Genomic DNA, 22296 nt, shown 5'->3' with positions numbered 1-22296 from the left:
CAATAGCCCGAATGTTCCGACCTGGCGAAAGAATCATCACTACGGACCTGCTTGCCCGGCAGGAAAGGCGCGACTTTGAGATCGTTCTTCAACATATTTTCCGAGACAATCCGCAAACGCATCACTGGCAAAAACGGCCGGTAATTTGCCGCCGACCGCTTACCGCCGAATGACGAGAGCTTACGCTGCCTCGGACTGCGACTGACCTTCAAGAGCCATCGCGCGGGCCGTCACGAAATCGACCTTGCCGGAGCCGAGAACCGGCACCTTGCCGACTGTTACCTCTGCCGGAACCATCATTTCGGTGGCGCCCTTCGATTTGGCGAATGCCAGGAAATCGCTTCGGGTCGCACCCGGCGCATCGGTCAGGAGCACCAGACGCTCGCCCTTTTTCGGATCGGGCACGGCCGAAACGACGGTGAGAGCACCCGGCCAAAGCTGCGCGGCAAGGGTCTCCACCGCGGCAAGCGAGATCATCTCGCCGCCGATCTTGGCAAAGCGCTTGGCGCGGCCGCGGATCTTGACGAAGCCGTCCTCGTCGATGGTTACGATGTCGCCGGTGTCATGCCACCCCTCGGGCAACGCCTCGAGGACGCCGGGGTTGTCGGCGCGCAGGTAGCCGGCCATGACGTTGGCGCCGCGGATGTGAAGCCGGCCGCCCTCGTCGATGCCGGGAACGGGCTCGAGCCTCCATTCCATGCCCGGCATGATCTTGCCGACCGTTCCGGTGCGGTTGTACATCGGCGTGTTCAGCGAAATCACGGGGGCTGCCTCGGTGACGCCGTAGCCCTCCAGGATGCGCAAGCCGAATTTCTCCATATAGACCTCGCGGGTCGATGCCTTGACCGGCTCGGCGCCCGAGAAGATGTAGCGGATCGACCTCAGGTCATAAGGATGGGCGGTGCGCGCATAGCCGTTCAGGAAGGTATCCGTGCCGAAGACGATGGTTGCGTTCGAGACGTAGATCAGCTCCGGCACGATGCGATAATGCAGCGGCGACGGATAGAAGAATACCGGCACGCCCGAGACCAGCGGCAGGATCGTGCCCGCCGTCAGGCCGAAGGAGTGAAACATCGGCAGGATGTTGAACACCTTGTCGCCGGGGTGGAAGTCGATGCGCGAGGCCGCTTGGGCTGCGTTCGACAGGATATTGCGGTTCGTCAGCACCACGCCCTTCGGCGCCCCTTCCGAACCGGAGGTAAAGAGGATGACGGCCGGATCGTCGGCGCTGCGCCTGACCAGCGGCCGATACTTGCGCATGAGACCGAGCATCTTGTCGAGAAAGGTGACCTGCGTGCGCAGCTCATCCAGCCAGACGAAAGCCACATGCTTTTCAAGCTCCTCGACCACCGGGCCAAGCTTGGCCTGCGTAATGAAGGCACGCGAGCAGAGCACATGCTTGACTTCGGCCGTCCGGCAGGCGGACAGGATGTTCGCCGCCCCCGCCGTGAAGTTCAGCATGGCCGGCACCTTGCCCGCCGACATGACACCGAGCACGGTAGCAGCCGTACCATTGGCGTTCGGCAGCATGACACCGAGCGTCTTCTCGTTCGGGAACATCTTCTTGAACTTCGCGCCGAGCACCGCAGCGCCGGTCAGAAGCTTGGCATAGGAGAGCTTGCCGGCGATCGGATCCTCGACGGCCAGTTTCTTGCCACCATATTCGTGGGCGCTTTCGATGACGCGGCCAAGCACAGTGTTGTCCGTGTCGGCAGTGCGGAACATCAGCGCCGACATGATCTGATAGAGCGCGGCACCGGCCGCGATGCGGCGCTTCCTGCCCTTGAGTTCCGCGGGAACGTCGAGCTTGACCGGTTCGAGGATCGTCACCTTGACCTTGGGGAAAAGGCGGCGGCGGACATGGCTCGACGTCAAATAGGAGGCATAGCTCTTTTCCAAACCGTCGATACGGACGGGCACGATCATAGCTCCCGTCTTGTCGGCGACCATGGCGGCACCGTCGTAGACCTTCATCAGCGTACCCGTCACGGTCAGGCGACCCTCGGGGAAGATGCCGACCGGACTGCCTTCCTGGACGACCTTGATCAGCGAGCGCGTCGCCATCGGCTTGGTCGGATCGAGCGGCAGGAACTTGCACATCGTCAAAAGCGGCCGCACCCACCATTTCCTCGCGAAGGCATAGTCGATCGCAAAGACGGGTTCTTCTTCGGTGATGGCAAGTGCGAGCGCACCGTCAAGCAGGCTCACATGGTTGAGTGCGATGATCGGCGCGGGGCCTGCCTTGCGGATATTTTCCAGGCCTTCGACCTCAAGTCGCATGAAGGCGCGGAAGATGATGGAGATGAGATCGCGGAAGGCATTGGTCGGCAGGTTTTTCAGCATCGCCCAGGCAACCGCGACGTTCAGCGCGGAGATACTGAGGATGACGACGGGAACCGACAGGCCGACGGCCTGCAGGACAGCCACAAGGGCTAGGCCGACGGCGATAAAGAGAGCCGAGAGCACATTCGCAGCGCCGATGACGCGGGCGCGGCGGTCTTCATTCGCCCAGCTCTGCATGGCGGCGAAGGTGGGAACGGCAAGGAAGGCACCGCCGATCGCCATGCCGGCGAGATCGATGGCAACGCGGATGGTCTTCGGCCCGGCAAAGAAGCCGAGAATGGTTTCGGCATGGCTTGCCGACTGCAGGCCCCACAGGTTCCAGGCGAGATCGAGACCGAAGAGCGCGACGATCAGCATGCCGACGGGCGCCGGCAAAAGCACGATGCGGCCGGCCGCCATCCATCCGGCAATGGCCGAGCCGATGGCGACCGAGATGGCAAAGATCGCCAGATAGGCGGGAACGACGATTTCCGAACCGCCGAGAATATCGGTGACCATGACCGGCAACATCGACATGATGAAGGCACCGACGAACCAGAACCAGCAGTTCATCAGCGAGGCACGCCAGATGCGGCTATCGGCGCGAAGCTCGTTGACCAGCCTGTAGCTGGAACGCACGACATTGGTGTCGACGACGAGATCGGGCGCCTTGGAGCCGGTCGAGGGAATCATGCGGGCGGCAAACCAGCATAGGATGGAAAGCCCCATCATCATCGGCCCGAAGATCCAGACATTTTCGCCCTCGCGGAAGGCGACGGCTGCGACCATGGTGCCGGTCAAGATGGCGATGAAGGTGCCGCCCTCGATCCAGGCATTGGCCTTGGGAAGATCCCGGCTTGCCAGGTGGTCGGGCAGCATGCCGTATTTGATTGGTCCGAAAAGCGAAGAAATGACGCCGAAGCCGAAAAGGGCAAGCATCAATATCCAGATCGAGGAGAAGGCGATGCCGACCACCGAGATCGCCGCCACCAAGAGCTCGCAGCGCTTCAGAAGCTCGGCCATCTTGGCCTTGTCGTATTTGTCGGCGAGCTCACCGGCAATCGCCGACAAGAGCAGGAACGGGACGATGAAGATGCCGCCGGCAAGTGTGACCAGGGCTGCACCTTTTGTCGCCATCTGCGCGAGAATGACGAAAACCAGAGTCTGCTTTAAGAAATTATCATTGAAGGCAGTGAGGAACTGCGTCCAGAACAGCGGCGCGAACTTCCTCGATCTCATCAGGTGCTTTTGCATGGCGTTTCCCTCATTTGGCCTACAGGACGCCACAAAGTTGTTACGCAAAGGTTGAGTACGGATACAACTCTGCGACGTCGTTAATAAAGATTAGTCTTGACCGTCGCGATTGAACTTAACCAGAAGCTTCTCCGTACGTGCATCCTCTACTTTGCGGATGAGCTTGTCAGCCTCCGTATTGTCACGAACCGTCTTGGTGACGTTGACCGTCGTCTGCACCAGCATCAGGATGCCCATGGCGAGATAGCCTTTGCCCCACAGATCGATCGGCATCATGTAAAGGCCGACGAGCAGCATGAATGCGGCGGCGGCAAAAGAGATGTAGGAAAAGCTGACCCAGGCCTGGGAATGTTTCTGGAAGCTGTCGTTCATGATCGTATCCTCTCTTATCTGTTCGATGTATTGTGTTTCAGGCTGCTGAATTCATGTGTTGGCGAAGGCGGGCGAGCACGTCGTCGGCAGAAGGGCCGAGCGGGGCACCGCAGCCGGCATGGGCGAGCTTTTCGATAATGCTTGCCTGCCGGCTTGCGGCGTCCATTTCCTTCATGACAGAGGCTGCAATCTCGCAGCGGCTCTGGTAGGCCTGAAGTCGGGTAAGCGTCTCTTCGGCATCATCGAGCGTTGCCAGAGCGGAATTGTCGTCGCAGGCGGCATTGAGCTTCTGTGTCTGCTGGGTAGCTCGCGCCAAACGTTCGCCGCGCTGCAATTCCTGAAGCCGCGCTTCCGATGCGCGAACCGTTGCCTTGAGCTTGCCGATCGCCTGGGTGAACTGCGCCTGCGCCTTTTCGGAAGCATCGCGCTCGGCTTCGAGCTGGGCGATCGCCTCTGCCGCTTCCCGGGCAAGCTCGTCGCTTCCCTTTTGAAGGGCGGCGACGGCACGCGTTTCCAGATCGGCGATACGAGCGAGTATCCCAGAGTAATGGCTCTTTTCCTGCTCATTTTGAGCAACGGCAATCGCCACCGCCCGCCGTGCCGACTGGATACCGAGGGCCGCGTCGCGGATCTGCTGTGCAAGCAGAGGCACGGCATTGCGATCGATGAACGCCTGCTCCGCATCATGGGCTCTGCCACGGATGAGCGTCAGAATTGAATTGAACATTTGCCATCTCCCGTTTATGAACGATGTTCACAAACTGACATATGCCAGAACTATGAACATCGTTCAAGAAAAAAGTTTGAACAATGTTCAAAAAAATTGGATTGGAAATGAAATGGCGAGAAAAACCCTGGAAAAGCGCGAGGATCTGAAGCTGCGGCTGATCGAGGCGGCACGCAATCGCATCGCTGCCGACGGGCTTTCCAACCTGAGGGCTCGCGATGTCACGCAGGATGTCGGCTGCGCTCTTGGCGGTCTCTATACGGTCTTTGCCGATCTCGACGATCTCGTCATTCACGTCAACTCGGCGACGCTGAAAGCGCTGGAGAAATCCCTGACACTGGCCGAGGTCAGGGATCGCACGCCCACGGATCGGCTGCGCAATCTCGCGCGCGGTTACCTGCGCTTTGCAGTCACCCATCGCAATCTATGGAAGGCGCTTTTCGACCATCGTCCGCCAGATGACCGCCCGAGCCCCGAATGGCATCTCGAAGAGCATATGTTCCTGATGGGCGTCATTGCCGAGCCTCTCGCGGAATTGCAGCCGAACATGCCGGAGACGGCGCGCGCCATCCGCGCGAGAACACTGTTCGGCGCGGTGCATGGCGTCGTCAGCATCAGCCTCGAGGGCCGATTCGTCGGCCTGCCTATCGAAAGCCTGGAACAGGAGCTCGACGACTTCATCCTGACGGTTGCAGCCGGGGCCGCGGCGAGACAGGCTTAAACAAATTGAGGCGTGTCAGGGGTTCGACGGTGCGTAGTCCCTGATATCGCCGAAAGCATAGCCGCGCCCACGAAGCTTGCCGATCAGAGCCTGCAGGTTCTCACGCCCGTTGAACCGGTCCTGAAACATTTCGTCGTGCATCAGCAGGATCATCTTGCCGCGCTGCGTGAAGCGACCGTACTGGAAGAGATGATCGATCTCGCTGACCAGATGGTCGACCGATTGAACCGGCTTGCCGTCGCCGCCGTGAACCCATTCGAAATCCCAGCCGTAGAGATGGAAGCCCGCTTCGGCGACGAGTTCATAGTCCAGCCACTCCCGTTCCCATTGCGCGACATTGATGGAGAGATCCTCTCTCGATACCGCCGGAAGCCGAAAGACGTCCCTGCCCGGCAGCCGCGCATTGACGATCGGCTTCAGTCCCAGCACCTCGTTGGCATGCAGCATGTCGTCCACCACAGCCTGCGTATTGGAGTAATATAGTCTGTAGCGATTATTGGCGTGGCTGTAGCTGTGATTGCCGACCGTTACCAATGGCATCGCCTTGGCTTCGGCGACAAGATCGCGGCCGGAGGGACTTGTCTCCGCATGCAGGCCGACCATGAACATGGCGGCGGGAACGTTTTCCTCACGCAACACTGAAAGAATGTTCTTCGTTCCCGGCAGCGGGCCATCGTCAAACGTCAGGTAGATCGTCTTGTCAGCCGCTTGAGCCCCGATTGCGCACGCCGCGAGGAAGATACCGGCAAGCAGCCATCTGAACACCGTGCTCCGTCGACGATTCAATCCGCCCAAACCAGCCGCCTCCCGCATGATAAACGCAAACTGGCATATCGCAGCGAACAAGAAAAGCGCGGCAAATGCGACAAAAGCAAAGGGCGCTCTACCCATTTCTGGGGAGCGCCCTTGCTTTTTTAACCCGGACAGCGAACACCGGCTCGACACAGAAATGTCAGCGCGGCAGGCCATCGATACAGGTGATAGCGTGCAAATAATCGCGAATCGCGCCTTTTGCAAGGGCAAACTTCGAAAAACCTCGAAGTTTCGCCACAAGGGAACACCAAGCGGCATCATTCGCACACATGTCAGTGCCCGAACCTTCGTCAGGCGGCCTTCAAGGCTGCATCGCGCGGGATTTCGACATCGATCTCCAGCATGGAGACGTCCTTGTCGCGATCCATCTTCACTTGCACCTTGTCACGATCGACCTGGACGTGCTTGGCGATGACGGCGAGGATTTCCTCCCTCAGCACGGATACGAGATCCGAGCCGACGGAGGCGCGCTCGTGGGCAAGGAGGATCTGCAGACGCTCGCGCGCCATCGGTGCAGATCTCTGCTTGCGGAACAGTCCGAAAATGCTCATGCGGCCCTCCTTGCGAAGATTTTGCCGAAGATACCCCGCTTTTCGCCGGGGATGGTGATCGGCAGCTGCTCGCCGGCAAGACGGCGCGCAGCTTCGAAATAGGCGAGCGCCGGCGCGCAGCGCGCATCGGCAAGCGTAACCGGAGAGCCGAGGTTGGAGGCGCGCAGGACGTCGGTGCTTTCCGGAATGATGCCGAGCAGCGGAATGGAGAGGATTTCCAGCACATCGTCGACCTTCAGCATGTCGCCGCGTTCGGCGCGGCTCGCGTCGAAGCGGGTCAGCAGCAGATGCTTTTCCATGCGCTCGCCGCGCTCCGCCTTCAGCGTCTTGGAGTCGAGCAGGCCGATGATACGGTCGGAATCGCGCACCGAGGAGACTTCCGGATTGGTGACGACGACGGCAACGTCGGCATGGCGCATGGCAAGGGTGGCGCCGCGCTCGATGCCCGCCGGACTGTCGCAGATCACCCAGTCGAAATAATTCTTGAGCTCGTTGATGACGCGCTCGACACCCTCGGGCGTCAGATTGTCCTTGTCGCGCGTCTGCGAAGCCGGCAGGAGGAAGAGCGTCTCCAGCCGCTTGTCGCGGATCAGCGCCTGCGGCAGCTTGGCATCGCCGTGAATGACGTTGACGAGGTCATAGACGACGCGGCGTTCCGCTCCCATGACCAGATCGAGATTGCGCAGGCCGACGTCGAAATCGACCACGACGACCTTTTCGTTTCTCTGTGCCAGAGCCGCCCCCAATGCGGCCGTCGAAGTCGTCTTCCCAACTCCGCCCTTGCCTGATGTGACGACGATTACCTTGCCCATCTCGCTCTCCTGTTTTGGCCGGCTTCGGCTCAGATTAGTTTTTCGGCCATGATCGTTTCGCCATCCAGCCAGAGCTGGACGGCCTGCCCTTTAAGGCCGGGTGATATGTCTTCCGCCATTTTGTAGATGCCATCGATCGCCAAAAGCTCGGCCTCGAGCTTGCGGCAAAAGATTCGCGCCGAGGCGTTGCCGATCGAGCCCGCCATGGCGCGGCCGCGCAGGGCGCCATAGATATGGACCGATCCGCCGGCGATGACCTCCGCGCCGGAGGCAACCGAACCGATGACGGTGACATCGCCTTCCGGAAAGATCACCGATTGGCCCGAACGCACCGGCTCGCGGATGATCAGCGACTGCGTGACAGCGCGAATTTCCGGCGCCGCCGGCTTCGGTTCGCTGTTGCGGCGCTCCACGACCGGCTCGGTCTCGTTGACTTCGAAATCGGCAGCCGGACGCCCGCCCTTCAGGATCGGCGGCATGCCAGGCCCGGCGATCGACGGGCGACCGCCCTCGATGCCCATGATGCTGACGTTGCGAGCCGAAAGCTCTGATATCAGCTCCTTGAGCTGCGCCTTGTCGATCGGCAAGTCGGTGATATCGAGCACGACCGGCCGCCCCAGGAAGAAGCCGGCCGAACGGGCTGCAAGGTCGTCAAGCCTGATCAACCACTGGTCCAGCGGAAGATCCGGCGAAAGCATGACCGCAAGAAAAGAGCGGCCCTTGATACGGATCGAACGAGCGTCTGTTAGCACTTTGGTCATCTGTGTGAATAAATCGTTGATCCTGTGTACCGTCGATATGGTTAACAAACGGTTAATACGGGGCTCCATTGGAGCCAGAACCGCCCCATAAAACGGCGATGCTCGCAAGCGCCGAAGGCTCGTTCGAGCCGGGGTCGTAGACGCATGGAGCGGCGAAAATCGCAGCCCCTACAACGAGAAGAATGATGGGACGCATATGATCCTCCAGGCGCAAAGTAAAGGCTGCCTTGCTCGATGTTCAAAGCGATAAAAATTAACGATTCGGCGCGCCGCACCTTTCGAAGCGGCGCGCAATGTCGATGCGCGGGTGATTCTCAGGCGAGCTTCAGCTCGACATCGATGTTGCCGCGAGTGGCCTTCGAATAAGGGCAGGTCTGGTGCGCTTCCTCGACCAGCGTGCGTGCGAGTTCCGGCTCGATGCCGGGCATGCTGACGGTGAGGCGCGCCTGCAGGAAGTAAGCACCTTCCGTCATGCCCAGATCCACTTCAGCATTGACAGCAAGATCGGCCGGCAGCTTGATCTTGCGCTTGCCCGCAGCCAGGCCCATGGCACCGATGAAGCAAGCCGACCAGCCGGCTGCGAAGAGCTGTTCGGGGTTGGTGCCGACATGGGCGCTGCCGGGAGGCGAAAGCTTGACATCCAGCCGGTTGTCGTCGCTGCGTGCGAAACCGTCCCGGCCGCCGATGGTGTGGGTCTTGCCCGTGTAGAGAACCTTGTCGATCTTGGTCATGGAACACTCCTTTGTTGCGTTGCCCGCTCCGTGTTGTGGTGTGGGGCAACGTCTGTTGACGGAGTTGTTTTTGACGGATCGACGTATCCGGCATGTTTCCGGATTCGCCGGAAGTGTTACAAAACGTAGGCTCAAACGAGCCGGATACAAATGCTTACAAATCGCTCGAAAATCTTCTGACCGTTCAGGAAATGACGACCTCAGCCGCCAGGCCACCGCCTTCGCGGTTATAGAGCCTGACGGAGCCGCCGAGCGTCCGGGCGAGCTGCTGGGCAATTGCGAGGCCGAGCCCGGTGCCGCCGGTGTTGCGGTTACGCGACTGCTCCAGCCGGAAGAAGGGCTGCATCGCCGCCTCGATTTGATCCTGCGGAATACCAGGACCGCGATCCAGAACGGTGATCGCAACCTGGCCCGTGTCCCGCCGCTCCACGGCGATTTCCGCCGCGCCGGCAAACTTCAAGGCGTTGTCGATGAAGTTGGTGAGGATGCGGCGAAGCGCATGCGGCTTCGTCGTCGCCGTACCCTGAACCAGGCCGAGAATCTCGACCGATTTGCCGGTGTCCTGATAATCGTAGCTGATGCTTTCAATGAAAGAGGCCAGATCTATGCGTGCACTCTTCTCGCCATTGCCATGGGCGCTGCGCGCATAGGCGATCCCATCCTGTACCAGACGCTCGATCTCGCCGAGATCCTGTAAGAGCTTGCTCTTCTCGGGCGAATCGTCGGCAATATCGGCGCGCAGACGCATGCGCGTGATCGGCGTCTGCAGATCATGCGAGATCGCGGCAAGGATCTGCACACGCTCTTCGAGATAATGCGCGATTCGGTCCCGCATGGCGTTGAAGGCCCTGGCCGCATGCGCCACTTCGCTCGGCCCCCGGTCGCTCAAGGCCGGGCTCTTGTTGTTGGGATCGAGCGCATCGGCCGCAGCAGCAAGCTCGGCGAGCGGACGCGTCGTCTGTCGCACGGCAAACCAGGTACAAAGGACGATCAACAGCATCTGGACGACGAAGACATAGGGCAGCCACGCCGCGATCGGCATGACGCCCTTGGGCGTGACATCGATCGTCAGCGGACTGCCATCGCTCAGATTGAGATGTGCCTGCAGTCGCGAGATCGGGCCGGGTATTGCTTCCATGTGGATGGGAAAGCGGTGGCCGACCGCATCCTCAATCTTGGCGGCGATCTCCGCACCATGGGCAGAGGTATCCGGCACACCAGGCAGGCCCGTCCCCAGTTCGAAATTGTAATTGCCGCGGCTGAGCCAATCGACGAAATTTGCCCTCTCATCGGCCGGCAACCGATCGAGCACCGCGATCGACGTTGCAACATCGCTCTCCAGCGTGCCGAGCATGACCGCCTTTGCCGACATGTAGCGCTCGATATAGAGCACGCTGAAGGACAGGCCGTAGGCGATCGCGAGCCCGGCCAGCAGGATCAGCGAGATGCGGGCGCGCAAGGTGCTCGGCCACCATGACCGGCGACCTGGAAGGTCGGCCATGGTCATGGGCGAAGCTCCGCAATTTCTACAGGCACGGAGAAGACATAGCCTTCGCTGCGAACCGTCTTGATGTACATCGGCTCCCGCGCGTCATCCCCCAGCCGCTGGCGGAGACGGCTGACGAGCAGGTCGATGGAGCGATCGAAAAGATCGGCGTCGCGGCCCTGCGTCAGGTTCAGGAGCTGGTCGCGATTGAGCACCCGCTGCGGGTGATCGATGAAGACGCGCAGCAGGCGGTATTCCGCGCCGCTGAGCGTGATTTCCGTTCCGTCCTTGTCGAGCAAATGACGCCCGACCGTGTCGAGCCGCCAGTCTCCGAAGACCAGCAATTGACCGGCTTCGCTGATCTGCAGATTGGGGGGCAGCATGCGCGTGCGCCTGAGGACGGCCTTGATGCGGGCGAGCAGCTCGCGGGCGGCAAAAGGCTTCGCCAGATAATCGTCGGCGCCCATTTCCAGCCCGAGAACGCGGTCCATTTCGTCGCTGCGCGCCGTCAGCATGAGGATGGGTGTCGCCTTGTGTTTTCCGGAACGAAGCTCGCGACACAGCACCAGGCCGTCATCACCCGGCATCATCACGTCGAGGACGATCAGATCGACCGAATTGGCCTCGAGAAAACTGCGCATCTGGCGGCCATCGGCAGCCGTCGTCGCCCGCAGCCCGTTCTTCTTCAGATAACTCGACACCAGCTCACGGATTTCCCGATCGTCATCCACGATCAGGATATGGTCGACATGATCCATTTCGATTTCCCACCCATCATCGTAACCATCAAGCTACGAATATTTCATCCCATCGATGCGGCAATGCCAGAAGGCGCCCGCTTGCGCCGGCGCCTTCTGGCACACTATCGCCGAACTAGAAGCGATCAACATCTATCACAGCCTGGGCGAAAGCCTGCGGCGCTTCCTGCGGCAGATTGTGACCGATACCGCCTGTGATCGTGCGATGCTCGTACTTGCCCGAGAACTTGCCGCGATAGGCCGAAGGCTCCGGATGCGGCGCGCCGTTGGCGTCGCCCTCCATGGTGATCGTCGGGATCGAAATCACCGGCCCGGCGGCGAGCTTCTTTTCATAGGCATCGAACTTTGCTTCGCCTTCGACGAGACCGAGGCGCCAGCGGTAATTGTGGATGACGATATCGACATGGTCGGGATTGTCGAATGCGGCAGCCGACCGATCGAAAGTGGCGTCGTCAAAGGCCCATTGCGGCGAGGCGGTATGCCAAATCAGCTTTGCGAAATCCTGGCGGTTTTCCTGGTAGCCGAGACGGCCGCGCTCGGTGGCGAAATAGAACTGGTACCACCAGGCAAGCTCCGCCTTCGGCGGCAGCGGCTTGCGGTTGACCTTCTGGCTGCCGATGAGATAGCCGCTGACTGAAACCAGCGCCTTGCAGCGCTCGGGCCAAAGTGCCGCCATGATATCGGCGGTACGTCCGCCCCAATCGTAGCCGGCAACCACGACCTTATCGATCTTCAGCGCATCGAGAAGGTCGATCATGTCGGCGGCGAGCGCTGCCTGCTGGCCGTTGCGCGGCGTGTCCTTCGAAAGGAAGGTGGTGGTGCCGTAGCCGCGAAGATAGGGAATGATGACCCGGTAACCGGCCCCCGCCAAAAGCGGCGCGACATCCACGAAGCTGTAGATGTCGTAAGGCCAGCCGTGAAGCAGCAGCACGACCGGACCGTTGGCGGGGCCGGCTTCTGCGTAACCGACGTTGAGCACGCCAGCCTTCACCTGCTTCAACGCGTCGAAGGAAGTATGGCCACCGGCCTTGACGGCGGGCAGGGTCGATGCAGAAGCCTTGGCTTCCTCAGCACCTGCGATGGCAGGCAAGCCGAACTCGGCGGCTGCGACAGCGATTGCGGCAATGCCGAAGAAGCGTCGGCGGCTGTGGTTGATTTCGTCGAACATCTGTCTCTCCTGTGGATTGGATCATGAGCTTAAGAAAGCCAGCCGCATGTATCGCCGATGTGTCGCAAACAGCGGCCTTTTGAATTCCTTTGTAGCCTCAGGCCCTGCAGATACAGTCTGATACAATCCGGGGGTCCCTTTTCTCCTATCGCATCGGGCAGCTGCGCCACCTGCGAAATCGCGCCCAAACCGGCCGGTTTGTATCGCAATGTATCGAAGCCCAGAACGTCGACGTTTCGGTACATTCTCCCATCCCGCCTGACACATTCGAGATACGTCGTCACTGGCAGATAGCGTCACTGCTGAGCACGGCCCCTCGCCGTTCGCAGCTGGTCAATCGCTTCTAAAGGAACAAGACGATGACGCTTCTCATCATTGCCTATCTCGGCGGTGCGCTGACGATCCTCAGTCCGTGCATCCTGCCGATCCTCCCCTTCGTCTTTGCCCGCGCCGGACAGCCCTTCGTCCGAAGCACGCTGCCCATGCTGGCGGGCATGGCGCTCACCTTTGCTGCTGTCGCGACGCTGGCTGCGGTCGGCGGTGCCTGGGCGATCCGCGCCAATGAATATGGACGTCTTGCAGCGATCGTGCTGCTTGGACTCTTCGGCCTGAGCCTGATTTCGCCGCGCATCGCAACCGCACTTTCGCGACCTGTCGTCGATCTCGGCAACAATCTCCTGAATGCCGCCGGTGCTCAGCGCACGACTGCAAGCGTCCGAAGCTCCTTCGTGCTCGGCATTGCAACGGGCCTGCTCTGGGCGCCCTGCGCCGGCCCGATCCTCGGTCTTGTCCTGACAGGTGCTGCCTTGAAAGGCGCCAATCTGCAGACGACATTCCTGCTGCTTGCCTATGGCGCCGGGGCTGCGACCTCGCTTGCCGTCGCCCTCTTTGCCGGCGGCAAGATCTTTGCCCGCATGAAGCAGTCCCTCGGTGTCAGCGAACGCATCCGGCAGTTCGCAGGTGTCGCCGTTCTCGCCGGCGTTGCAGCGATCGCATTTGGCCTCGATACGGGCCTGCTTGCCCGCCTCTCCTACGCAAGCACCGGCTCCTTCGAACAGGCCCTGCTGGAAAAGCTGCACCCCAAAAGCTCAGCCCCGCAGACGGAGGTTGCCAGCAGCAGCGCCATGAAGGTCGCAACCGACGCCACGCGCCCGTTCCACAGCAACCTTCCGATCGAAGGCTCAGCCCCTTCGCTCGACGGCGCCGTTACCTGGCTGAATTCGCAGCCGCTGACGTCTGCCGAGCTTCGCGGCAAGGTCGTCCTCGTCGACTTCTGGACCTATTCCTGCATCAACTGCATCCGCACCATTCCCTATGTGCGTGCCTGGGCGGAAAAATATAAGGATCAGGGCCTTGTCGTCATCGGCGTCCATGATCCGGAATTCGCCTTCGAGAAAAATGTCGACAACGTCAAGAAGGCGATCGCCGACTTCCAGATTAACTATCCGGTCGCGATCGATAACGATTATCGCATCTGGGGTGCCTTCGAGAACAACTACTGGCCCGCCCATTATCTGATCGATGCCAAGGGACAGGTCCGCTACCGGCATTTCGGTGAAGGCAATTATCGCCAGACGGAACAGGCCATCCAGGACCTCCTGCGCGAAGCCGGCAGCGATATGGCTGAAAGCAGCCTCGTTGTTCCTGATGCAAAGGGTGCGGAAGCAAGCCCGGACCTCGGCCATATCCGCTCCGGCGAAACCTATGTCGGCTATAGCCAGGCTACGGGTTTCGTCTCCCCCGAAGGCGTGAAGGCAGACACGGCCGCCGATTATTCCGTTGCCAATCCCGGCCTCAACCAATGGGGTCTGGCAGGCACCTGGACGGTCGGCCCGGAACAGGCAACGCTCAACAAGGCAGGCGGCGGCATCACTTACCGCTTCAGCGCCCGCGACCTGCACCTGGTGCTTGGCCCCTCGGCAGACGGAAAGCCGGTCCGCTTCCAGGTGACCGTGGACGGAAAGGCGCCCGGCGCCAACCACGGCTCCGATATCGACGCCGACGGCAATGGCACCGTGACGACAACCAAGCTCTACCAGCTCGTCCGCCAGTCCAGTGACGTCACCGCACGCAACTTCGAGATCCGTTTCCTCGATCCCGGGGTGCAGGCTTACGCCTTCACCTTCGGCTGAAATTCCCTCTTCACCCCGCGCATGAACCTCAACTGACAGGAGTTACACCCATGAAGACCCGTTTTCTCTCCATCGCCGCCCTTAGCCTTGCTGCAAGCACTTTTGCCTATGCTGCCCAGGCAGCCGAAATCAGGAACATCGTCATCGTCCGCGGCGCCCTTGCCGACGGTTCGGGATGGCGCAAGACTGCCGATATCCTTGAAAAGGATGGTTTCAACGTCACTGTGGTGCAAGAGCCGATTACCTCGCTTGCCGACGATCTCGCTGCTACGAACCGCGTGCTCGATCTCCAGAACGGACCGAGCCTGCTTGTCGGCCACAGCTATGGCGGCATGGTCATCACGGAAGCGGGCAACCGGCCGGATGTGGCTGGTCTCGTCTATGTCGCCGCGTTCCAGCCCGACAAGGGCGAAAGCCTGATCGGCCTTGCCAGCTCCAAGCCGGCGGGCAGCATGAACATCCGCGAAACGAAGGACGGCCAGTATCTTTATATCGACCCCGCCACTTTCGCAGCGGACTTTGCCGCCGATCTGCCGAGGGACGAGGCCGACTTCCTCGGAAAGTCGCAGGTTTTCGCCTCCAAGGCTGCCTTTACGGCCAAGGTCGGCGATCCCGCCTGGAAGGTGAAGAAAAGCTGGGCGGTCGTTGCCAGTGACGACCGCTCCATCAATCCGGAACTCGAACGCAGCATGGCTAAACGCGCCGGAAGCGAGGTGACCGAAATCAAGGCAAGTCATGCCGTCTTCGCTTCGCAGCCGGAAAAGGTCGCCGCGGTAATCGAAAACGCGGCCAAGGAAGCCGGCAAGTAAACCAATCCATGCGGCGGCCTCATGAGCGAAGCCGCCGCTTATCCTTATGCGGATCGAATCGGCTGACTCCGACACCCGAGCCGACAGGCAGCAAGACGGATGAAATTACCCGGCTTGGCATGAACCGCTACGCCATAGCGCTTCACATCCTTGTTGGCAGGCATCGGCTTCGGTCTTCCGATCCATAATACGCTCATCTCCAAGGCAATGGCCTGCACGTTCAGGTTCACGTTAGGATCATGCTCTACCTTTAGAACAATTCCAATCTAAGGAGGCACGATGCCTGCAAAATCCGCCTATTCCGTTCCGCAACGCATCCTTCACTGGCTCATGGCCATACTCATCTTCTTCAATCTCTTGTTCCCGGATGGGATGAATGCATGGCGGCGTCTTGTTCGCCACGGCCAGACGCCGACGTCGGCAGACATCGCCAGCGCCAATATTCACGCCTATGCCGGCATCGCGATCCTGCTGCTCGCCATCGTGCGCATCGCACTCAAATTTTCATCGGAAGCTCCCGCAATGCCGGACGGCCAGCCGGTGATCGTGCATTACGTCGCCAACGTGACGCATGTCCTGCTTTACGCGTTGATATTCGCCATGCCGCTCTCGGGAATGGCTGCCTATTATCTCGGCGTCGACACGGCGGCTTTCCTGCATGGCGGCCCCATCAAGGCGGTATTGTGGACCGTCGTCGTTCTTCACATACTGGGTGCGCTCGTTCAGCACTTCTATTTCCGATCGAACGTGCTGCGTCGCATGACGGTCGGTTAGAGCCGGACGATTTTAGAGCAATTCTGGGAAAAGTGCGCAGCTGTTTCCCCTCCGGAATTGCTTGAAAATAAAGGGATCGAGCCTTTCCGTGATTCGAAGAAAAGCGGAAGGGCTATAGGTCGAAACGACCTAAAATCTGACCCGCTCTGGAGTCGAAGACATAGAGTAGGGCATGATGTCGTCCGAAACCGATCATCATGCTCCAGGCCGGAGGCTTGCGATCCCATGCCGCTTTAAGTGCTTTTTGAACGCGAAGAGGCGATCGGCAACGCATTGCCCCCTTTAAGCGCCGGATCCGCAGGGAGTTTCGTGTTCCGCAGGTGGCGCAGCCTTGGCAATCATCGCCCGCAAGGCTTCCATATCCGTATTCAAGGGACGATCGTCGCCATAAAGGGGCACGCAGGAACGGACGGCAGCATGGATACGTTCCGTTCCCGGCCCCCTCTTGCCCTTCGAAGCAAGGAAATCATGCGCCTGAGCGGCCGCCATGAGCTCGATCGCCAGGATATATTCTGCATTGTCGAGAATCGCGAGCAGCTTGTTGGCCGCGGCTGTCGGATGGGCCAGGAAGTCTTCCTGCAGGCCGGAGGTCAGGCCGCCATCGAGCGATGCGGGAGCGGCGAGCCGTCGGTTGTCGTTGCTCAGCGCCGCAGCCGTGTATTGCGCGATCATGAAACCGGAATGGCTGCCGGCATCGCTGGCAAGAAAAGGCGGCAGGCCGCTGACCAATGGATTGACGAGGCGATCCATCCGGCGCTCGCTCATCGCCGATATCTGGGCGATCGCGACCGCCAGACTGTCGGCCGCCTGTCCGAGAGCCGGAGCGACGGCATGCGCTTCGGAAGAGACCATCGGCTGTTCGGGCGTGCCCGAAACGGCCGGATTATCCGTCACGGAAGCCAGTTCCTGATCGACGATGCGGGCGGTCTGTTCGAAGACATCCCACGCCGCGCCATGGGCGTGCGGCACCGACCGCAGGCTCAGGGCATCCTGTGTCCGCCGCCCAAGGGCGGCAGCGACAAGGCCGCTGCCATTCAGGCGGCTGCGCAGACTGCGCCCGACCTTGGCGATGCCCGCCGATGGGCGCAGCGCCAGTACCTTTTCGTCGAAAGCCGCCATCTGGCAGCCGACGGCTTCCAGCGTCAAGGCGGCAATCGCATCGGCCCAATCGAGCAGACGCTCGGCACGGGAGACTGCAAGCGCCGACAATCCGGTGGCGCAGGCCGTGCCGTTGACGAGACTCAGGCCTTCTTTGGCGCCGAGCACGAGGGGGCTCAAGCCGATTGCTGCGAGCGCTTGAGCGCCGCTCATCGATACGCCCTTCACGACGGCCCTGCCCTCGCCGATCAGGACGAGCGCAGTATGGGCATTGTGCGTGAGATAGCCGGCAGAGCCTTTGGACGGCACTTCAGGAATGCAGTCATGTTCGAGAAACGCAGCCAGATGCGCGACGATCTCGGGTCGCAGGCCGGAATGGCCGTGGGCGAAATTGGCAATCTGCGCCGCGATGATGGCACGCACCTCCCGCGCCGGCAGAAACGGGCCGACGCCGCAGGCATGGCTCAAGATGATATTGCGCGAGAGCCGGCTCTGCGAAGCGCGATCAACCACCGTATCCGATAGGGCTCCAACGCCGGTGTTGACGCCGTAGGCGCGCACGCCCGTTTCGACGATGCGCTCGACGATGCGGCACGCCTGAGCAACACGTTCCCATGCCGCCTCGGAGAGGGAAAGCAGCTCGCCGGCACTGACGCGTGCAACGTCGCGCCAGGACAATGGCTTGTCGATGGTGACGGTCATTGCCCGTTTCCAAAATGGCCGATGAACTGGCGGAAAGCCGGTGAAGCTCCGCCGCCGAACATTTCGTCCGGCGTGCCGCTGCTTTCGACGAGCCCTTCCTTCATGAAGACGACGCGATTGGAGACGTTGCGGGCAAAGCTCATTTCGTGGGTCACCACCAGCATCGTCATGCCTTCCTCCGCGAGCGAACGCATGACGCGCAGCACTTCGCCGACGAGTTCCGGATCGAGCGCCGAGGTCGGCTCGTCGAACAGCATGACCTTCGGCTTCATGGCAAGAGCGCGGGCAATCGCCGCACGCTGCTGCTGGCCGCCGGAGAGATGGGCGGGATAGGCGTGGCGCTTGTCGGCAATGCCGACCTTTTCCAAAAGTGCCTCGGCCTCGACGATGCATTCGGCGCGGGAACGCTTCAGAACATGGATTGGCCCCTCGATCACATTCTGCAGGATCGTCATATGGGACCACAGATTGAAGCTCTGGAAGACCATGCCGAGCTCGGAACGGATATGATCCACCTGCTTGTGGCTCGCCGGGTAGCTTTTGCCGTTCTTATGAATCATCCGGATCTGCTCGCCATCCACCCAGATCTCGCCATCCGTGGCGATCTCAAGCAAATTGATACAGCGAAGGAAGGTCGATTTGCCCGAGCCGGAGGCGCCGAGCAGCGAAATCACATCGCCGTCCTGGGCATCGAGCGATATGCCGCGCAGGACCTCGTGCGTACCGAAGCTCTTGCGGATGTTGCGGACGGAAAGTCGGGTGACACCTGGCATGATTTGCCTGCTCCAGTAAGCTTTAGGCCTTCAGCGCCGGCGGGATGGCGCGGCGATGGCGGGAGAGAGAATATTCCAGCAGGGCCGTAGCCTGCAGAATGATGAAATTCAGCACGAGATAGATGATCGCGGCACAGATGAAGACTTCCATCGTGCGGTAAGTCTGCGAAATCAGGCGCTGGGCGACTCCCGTGACCTCCCAGACGGTAACGAGGCTCGCAAGCGCCGTCGACTTCATCATCAGCACGATCTCGGTCGAATAGGCAGGCAGCGCATGCCTGAAAGCGATCGGCGCGATGATGCGGCGAACGAGCAGGAAGCCGGACATGCCGATCGAACGTGCCGCCTCGATCTCCTTCGGCGAAACGGCACGGATGCCGCCGCGGAAGATCTCGGCCGAATAGCCCGCCGTGCAAAGCGCCAACGACAGGATCGCACAGACGACGGGCTCGCGCAGGAAGGGCCACAGGAACGAATAGCGGATGACGGAGAACTGCGCCAAGCCGTAGAAGATCAAAAACATCTGGATCAGCAGCGGAGAGCCGCGAAACACGAAAATATAGCCCTTGGCAAAGCCCGACAGGATCGGATTGCCGCTGACGCGCATGGCGACGATGACAAGCGCCAAAAGGCCTCCAAAAAAAATCGACAGAAAGAACAGCAGCAGCGTCATCGGCACTGCTTTGAGCAGGGTGACCATCGTGCTTGAAAGGAAGTCCAAATCCATGCCGTCCTCCTCAAGCCTGGCCGATGGTTGCAGCCGACATGCTGCGATTGGCGCGTCGTTCGGCCTTGTTGAAGATGCGATCCGACAGGCTGGTCAGGATCAGATAGAGCACACCGCCGGCGATGAAAAAGAGAAAATACTGGCGCGTAGAACCGGCGGCCACCTGACTGGTGCGCATCAGCTCCGCAAGGCCGGTCACCGAGATCAAAGCGGAATCCTTGAGACTGAGCTGCCAGACATTGCCGAGGCCGGGAATGGCGAAGCGGAAGACCTGCGGAATGATGATGCGGCGCAGGCGCAGGCCGCGATGCATGCCGATCGCGGACGCCGCCTCAAGCTCGCCCTTGGAGATGGCAAGATAGGCACCGCGAAACACTTCGGCCTGATAGGCGCCGGAGATGATGCCGACAGCAAGGGCACCGGCGGCAAAGGACGGCAGGCCAAGAAAGCCATCATAGCCCAGCCACTTGCCGATCGACGTCACCGCAGACGAGCCGCCGAAATAGATCAGATAGATGATCAGAAGCTCGGGAACGCCGCGGAAGATGGTGGTGTAGATATTGCCGATCGTCTTCAGCACCAGGCTTCCGGAGAGCTTGGCGAAAGCGATGATCGCACCCAGCACGGCTCCGATGGCCAAGGCCGTCGCCGTGACGGCGAGCGTCATCAGGGCGGCGACAAGCAGCAGCGCTCCCCACCCGTTCGAGCCGAAGCCCAGCAATTGCAAGGTTGCCATAGATCCAATCCCTGTCCGTGGCAGTTTCAGGCGTCAGGATATCATACGGTCTCCGGCCGCAAAGCCGGAGACAGATGATGACGGCCCGAGGACCGACTCATCAATTCGGGCTGACGTCGACCTTGAACCACTTCATCGACAGCTTCTTGATGGTACCGTCGGCAAGCGCCGACTTGATCGCTTCGTTGAACTTGTCGCGCAGGTCGGTATCTGCCTTGCGGATGCCAAGGCCTTCACCCTCACCCCAGATGGAGCCGGCGATTTCCGGGCCGGTGAAGGCAAGCGTGTCGTTGGCGCTGGCAAAGGCATTTGCGAAATAGACCGCGTCGTCGAAGCCGAGATCGATGCGGCCATTCTGCAGGTCGAGGTCGCGGTCGGCGCCGGTCTTGTACTCGCGGATCGTGGCGACCGAACCGAAATTGTCATAGATGAACTTGGCATAGACGGTGGCCGCTTGAATGCCGATCGTCTTGCCCTTGAAAGCTTCCTTCAGCACATCGATTTCTTTGACGCCGGTCTGGCCGGGAGTCATCTTGATCGTGGTGCCGGTGCCTGCGGCCTTGGCAAGCGGGCTATCCTTGGCGGCTGCGAAGGCGGCCGGCGTCGCGGCGTAGGGAACGGTGAAACCGATGACCTGCTTGCGCTCGTCCGTGATCGACAGAGCGTCCATGATCACATCGAACTTGCCGGCATTCAGCGCCGGGATCATGCCGTCCCAGTCGGAGGCGACCAGCTTGCAGTCAATCTTGGCGCGCTCGCACAGAACCTTGGCAAGCTCCGGCTCGAAGCCGCCGAGCGTTCCGTCGGCATTTGTCATGTTCCACGGCGCGTAGGCACCTTCCAGGGTAATCGTCGCCGTCTTCCAGTCCTTGGCGACGGCCGGTGCCGCAAAGGCGGCGGCAGCCATGACGCCCGACAAGAGAATTGCACTGAATTTCATCGCATAGAGCTCCTCTGAGGTTGAAACAGGCCTTGCAGCACTTCCTACCGATCTTCGCCGGCTTGCCCGCTTTCCCAATAATTTTTAGGATTGATTGCGAGGTTGTATAGGGTACCATATGAGATAATTTATGATATGCAAGTGGGAAAGTTGCTTTCGAGGCAGATTCAGTCCGTGCAAAGGGAATAGGCAATGAAGCGTTCCGGCGAGATGAAACGCGAACTGGCGGAAAACGACGCCGCGCCTCTCTATGCCGGCGTCAAGCAGATGATACTCGATCGCATCCATAGCGGCGAGTGGCCGCCCAAACATCGCGTCCCCTCCGAAAACGAACTGGTTACCGAGCTTGGCGTCAGCAAGATGACCGCCAATCGCGCCCTGCGCGAACTTGCCAACGAGGGCGAGCTGGTCCGCATCCAGGGCGTCGGCTCCTTCGTTGCCGAACGCAAGGGCGCATCGGCCCTGTTCGAGGTGCGCAACATCGCCGAGGAGATCGCCGAACGCGGCCATTCCCATCAGGCAACGGTGATCGTGTTGGCTCAGGAAGCCGCGTCACCCGACGTTGCCGACGCGCTGGAGCTCGACATAGGATCGCCGGTTTTCCATTCGCTGATCGTGCATAGCGAAAACGGCGTGCCGGTGCAGATCGAGGATCGGCACGTCCATCCGCAAGCAGCCCCCGACTACCTGCTGCAGGACTTTAGCAACATGACGCCGAATGCCTATCTCTCGGACGTTGCCCCCTTGAGCGGCTCGGAACATGTCGTCGAAGCCGTCATGCCGCAGGCCTGGGAATGCAAGCTCCTGACGATCCTGAAGACCGAACCCTGCCTTACGATCTGGAGACGGACATGGTCGGCACGCGGCGTCGTCTCTACCGCAAGACTGGTTTATCCGGGACATCGCTATCGGCTGGAAAGCCAAAGCGGCAAGCCTTCGGACCGATAGTTGTATATGGAAGCTGAGGGCATTCCTCAGCGGTCGGGGGCGATGCGTGAGTTTCGCAGCCTGCCATATGCGGCAGGCAAATTACGATGCCTGCAGCATGCACTCCATAAACAATGCCCCTAAAAGCAGCCCTGATACCGTCGCAAGCACTTTCAGGATTGCGCGCTCAACCCGCAGGCAC

At 60.6% G+C, this 22296-nt stretch carries 21 protein-coding genes; 5 read left to right on the top strand and 16 right to left on the bottom strand.

Features of this window, described 5'->3' with window-relative positions:
- Nucleotides 1-180 precede the first annotated feature (180 nt).
- From Q4Q11_RS15035 to Q4Q11_RS15025, 3 genes are all read right to left on the bottom strand, one after another.
- The gene (locus tag Q4Q11_RS15035; RefSeq protein WP_498569991.1) at nucleotides 181-3576 is read right to left on the bottom strand and encodes an acyl-[ACP]--phospholipid O-acyltransferase; all 3396 of its coding nucleotides are present in this window, start codon (nucleotides 3574-3576) and stop codon (nucleotides 181-183) included.
- 90 nt (nucleotides 3577-3666) lie between these two features.
- Nucleotides 3667-3948, bottom strand: coding sequence for a YiaA/YiaB family inner membrane protein (locus Q4Q11_RS15030; protein ID WP_112508504.1), 282 nt, complete (start codon nucleotides 3946-3948; stop codon nucleotides 3667-3669).
- A 37-nt stretch (nucleotides 3949-3985) separates the two neighbouring features.
- Nucleotides 3986-4675 carry a PspA/IM30 family protein gene (locus Q4Q11_RS15025; RefSeq protein ID WP_112508502.1) on the bottom strand — a complete coding sequence of 230 codons (690 nt, stop codon included), beginning with the start codon at nucleotides 4673-4675 and terminating at the stop codon, nucleotides 3986-3988.
- Between the two features lie 112 nt (nucleotides 4676-4787).
- On the opposite strand from Q4Q11_RS15025, the gene Q4Q11_RS15020 reads away from it, so the two are divergent.
- Nucleotides 4788-5396 (top strand): TetR-like C-terminal domain-containing protein, encoded by a 609-nt coding sequence (locus Q4Q11_RS15020; RefSeq protein WP_112508499.1) that lies wholly within the window; start codon nucleotides 4788-4790, stop codon nucleotides 5394-5396.
- A gap of 15 nt (nucleotides 5397-5411) precedes the next feature.
- Here Q4Q11_RS15020 and Q4Q11_RS15015 read toward each other — a convergent pair whose 3' ends face one another.
- The 8 genes from Q4Q11_RS15015 to Q4Q11_RS14980 form a co-directional block, all read right to left on the bottom strand.
- On the bottom strand, nucleotides 5412-6161 hold the full coding sequence (locus Q4Q11_RS15015) for a polysaccharide deacetylase family protein (RefSeq protein WP_498569990.1): 750 nt from the start codon (nucleotides 6159-6161) through the stop codon (nucleotides 5412-5414).
- 338 nt (nucleotides 6162-6499) lie between these two features.
- Nucleotides 6500-6760, bottom strand: coding sequence for a cell division topological specificity factor MinE (gene minE / locus Q4Q11_RS15010; RefSeq protein ID WP_112344625.1), 261 nt, complete (start codon nucleotides 6758-6760; stop codon nucleotides 6500-6502).
- Nucleotides 6757-7572 carry a septum site-determining protein MinD gene (gene minD / locus Q4Q11_RS15005; RefSeq protein WP_112508497.1) on the bottom strand — a complete coding sequence of 272 codons (816 nt, stop codon included), beginning with the start codon at nucleotides 7570-7572 and terminating at the stop codon, nucleotides 6757-6759. Before minD ends, minE begins: the two co-directional genes overlap by 4 nt.
- A 29-nt stretch (nucleotides 7573-7601) precedes the next feature.
- Nucleotides 7602-8333, bottom strand: coding sequence for a septum site-determining protein MinC (minC, locus tag Q4Q11_RS15000; RefSeq protein ID WP_112508494.1), 732 nt, complete (start codon nucleotides 8331-8333; stop codon nucleotides 7602-7604).
- 314 nt (nucleotides 8334-8647) lie between these two features.
- The gene (locus Q4Q11_RS14995) at nucleotides 8648-9064 is read right to left on the bottom strand and encodes an organic hydroperoxide resistance protein (protein WP_498569989.1); all 417 of its coding nucleotides are present in this window, start codon (nucleotides 9062-9064) and stop codon (nucleotides 8648-8650) included.
- 184 nt (nucleotides 9065-9248) lie between these two features.
- Nucleotides 9249-10571 (bottom strand): sensor histidine kinase, encoded by a 1323-nt coding sequence (locus Q4Q11_RS14990; protein ID WP_498569988.1) that lies wholly within the window; start codon nucleotides 10569-10571, stop codon nucleotides 9249-9251.
- On the bottom strand, nucleotides 10568-11308 hold the full coding sequence (locus Q4Q11_RS14985; RefSeq protein ID WP_113215906.1) for a response regulator: 741 nt from the start codon (nucleotides 11306-11308) through the stop codon (nucleotides 10568-10570). The genes Q4Q11_RS14990 and Q4Q11_RS14985 overlap by 4 nt, the downstream gene beginning before the upstream one ends.
- A gap of 115 nt (nucleotides 11309-11423) precedes the next feature.
- Entirely contained in the window at nucleotides 11424-12476 is a 1053-nt protein-coding gene (locus Q4Q11_RS14980; protein WP_498569987.1) for an alpha/beta fold hydrolase, read from the bottom strand.
- 359 nt (nucleotides 12477-12835) lie between these two features.
- Between Q4Q11_RS14980 and Q4Q11_RS14975 the strand changes: the two genes are divergently transcribed.
- From Q4Q11_RS14975 to Q4Q11_RS14965, 3 genes are all read left to right on the top strand, one after another.
- Nucleotides 12836-14608 (top strand): cytochrome c biogenesis protein DipZ, encoded by a 1773-nt coding sequence (locus Q4Q11_RS14975; protein ID WP_498569986.1) that lies wholly within the window; start codon nucleotides 12836-12838, stop codon nucleotides 14606-14608.
- Nucleotides 14609-14658: 50 nt separating this feature from the next.
- Nucleotides 14659-15417: an alpha/beta fold hydrolase gene (locus Q4Q11_RS14970; protein ID WP_498569985.1), complete on the top strand. Its 759-nt coding sequence runs from the start codon at nucleotides 14659-14661 to the stop codon at nucleotides 15415-15417.
- A gap of 279 nt (nucleotides 15418-15696) precedes the next feature.
- The gene (locus Q4Q11_RS14965) at nucleotides 15697-16191 is read left to right on the top strand and encodes a cytochrome b (protein WP_112513285.1); all 495 of its coding nucleotides are present in this window, start codon (nucleotides 15697-15699) and stop codon (nucleotides 16189-16191) included.
- Between the two features lie 282 nt (nucleotides 16192-16473).
- Here Q4Q11_RS14965 and Q4Q11_RS14960 read toward each other — a convergent pair whose 3' ends face one another.
- The 5 genes from Q4Q11_RS14960 to Q4Q11_RS14940 form a co-directional block, all read right to left on the bottom strand.
- On the bottom strand, nucleotides 16474-17991 hold the full coding sequence (locus Q4Q11_RS14960; protein WP_498569984.1) for an HAL/PAL/TAL family ammonia-lyase: 1518 nt from the start codon (nucleotides 17989-17991) through the stop codon (nucleotides 16474-16476).
- Nucleotides 17988-18764, bottom strand: coding sequence for an ATP-binding cassette domain-containing protein (locus Q4Q11_RS14955; RefSeq protein WP_112679313.1), 777 nt, complete (start codon nucleotides 18762-18764; stop codon nucleotides 17988-17990). The genes Q4Q11_RS14960 and Q4Q11_RS14955 overlap by 4 nt, the downstream gene beginning before the upstream one ends.
- Nucleotides 18765-18786: 22 nt before the next feature.
- Entirely contained in the window at nucleotides 18787-19491 is a 705-nt protein-coding gene (locus tag Q4Q11_RS14950; RefSeq protein ID WP_112512839.1) for an ABC transporter permease subunit, read from the bottom strand.
- A 10-nt stretch (nucleotides 19492-19501) separates the two neighbouring features.
- Complete coding sequence (locus tag Q4Q11_RS14945) at nucleotides 19502-20227, bottom strand: ABC transporter permease subunit (protein WP_113222258.1); 726 nt, start codon at nucleotides 20225-20227, stop codon at nucleotides 19502-19504.
- Between the two features lie 100 nt (nucleotides 20228-20327).
- Nucleotides 20328-21167 carry a transporter substrate-binding domain-containing protein gene (locus tag Q4Q11_RS14940; protein ID WP_498569983.1) on the bottom strand — a complete coding sequence of 280 codons (840 nt, stop codon included), beginning with the start codon at nucleotides 21165-21167 and terminating at the stop codon, nucleotides 20328-20330.
- 192 nt (nucleotides 21168-21359) lie between these two features.
- Between Q4Q11_RS14940 and hutC the strand changes: the two genes are divergently transcribed.
- Nucleotides 21360-22115 (top strand): histidine utilization transcriptional repressor HutC, encoded by a 756-nt coding sequence (hutC, locus tag Q4Q11_RS14935; RefSeq protein ID WP_113215913.1) that lies wholly within the window; start codon nucleotides 21360-21362, stop codon nucleotides 22113-22115.
- The last annotated feature ends 181 nt before the right edge of the window (nucleotides 22116-22296 follow it).

The sequence above is a fragment of the Rhizobium sp. UFLA01-1127 genome, assembly GCF_059803845.1.
The sequence above is the reverse complement of the archived record's forward strand: the minus strand, read 5'-3'. Positions and strand labels throughout refer to the sequence as shown.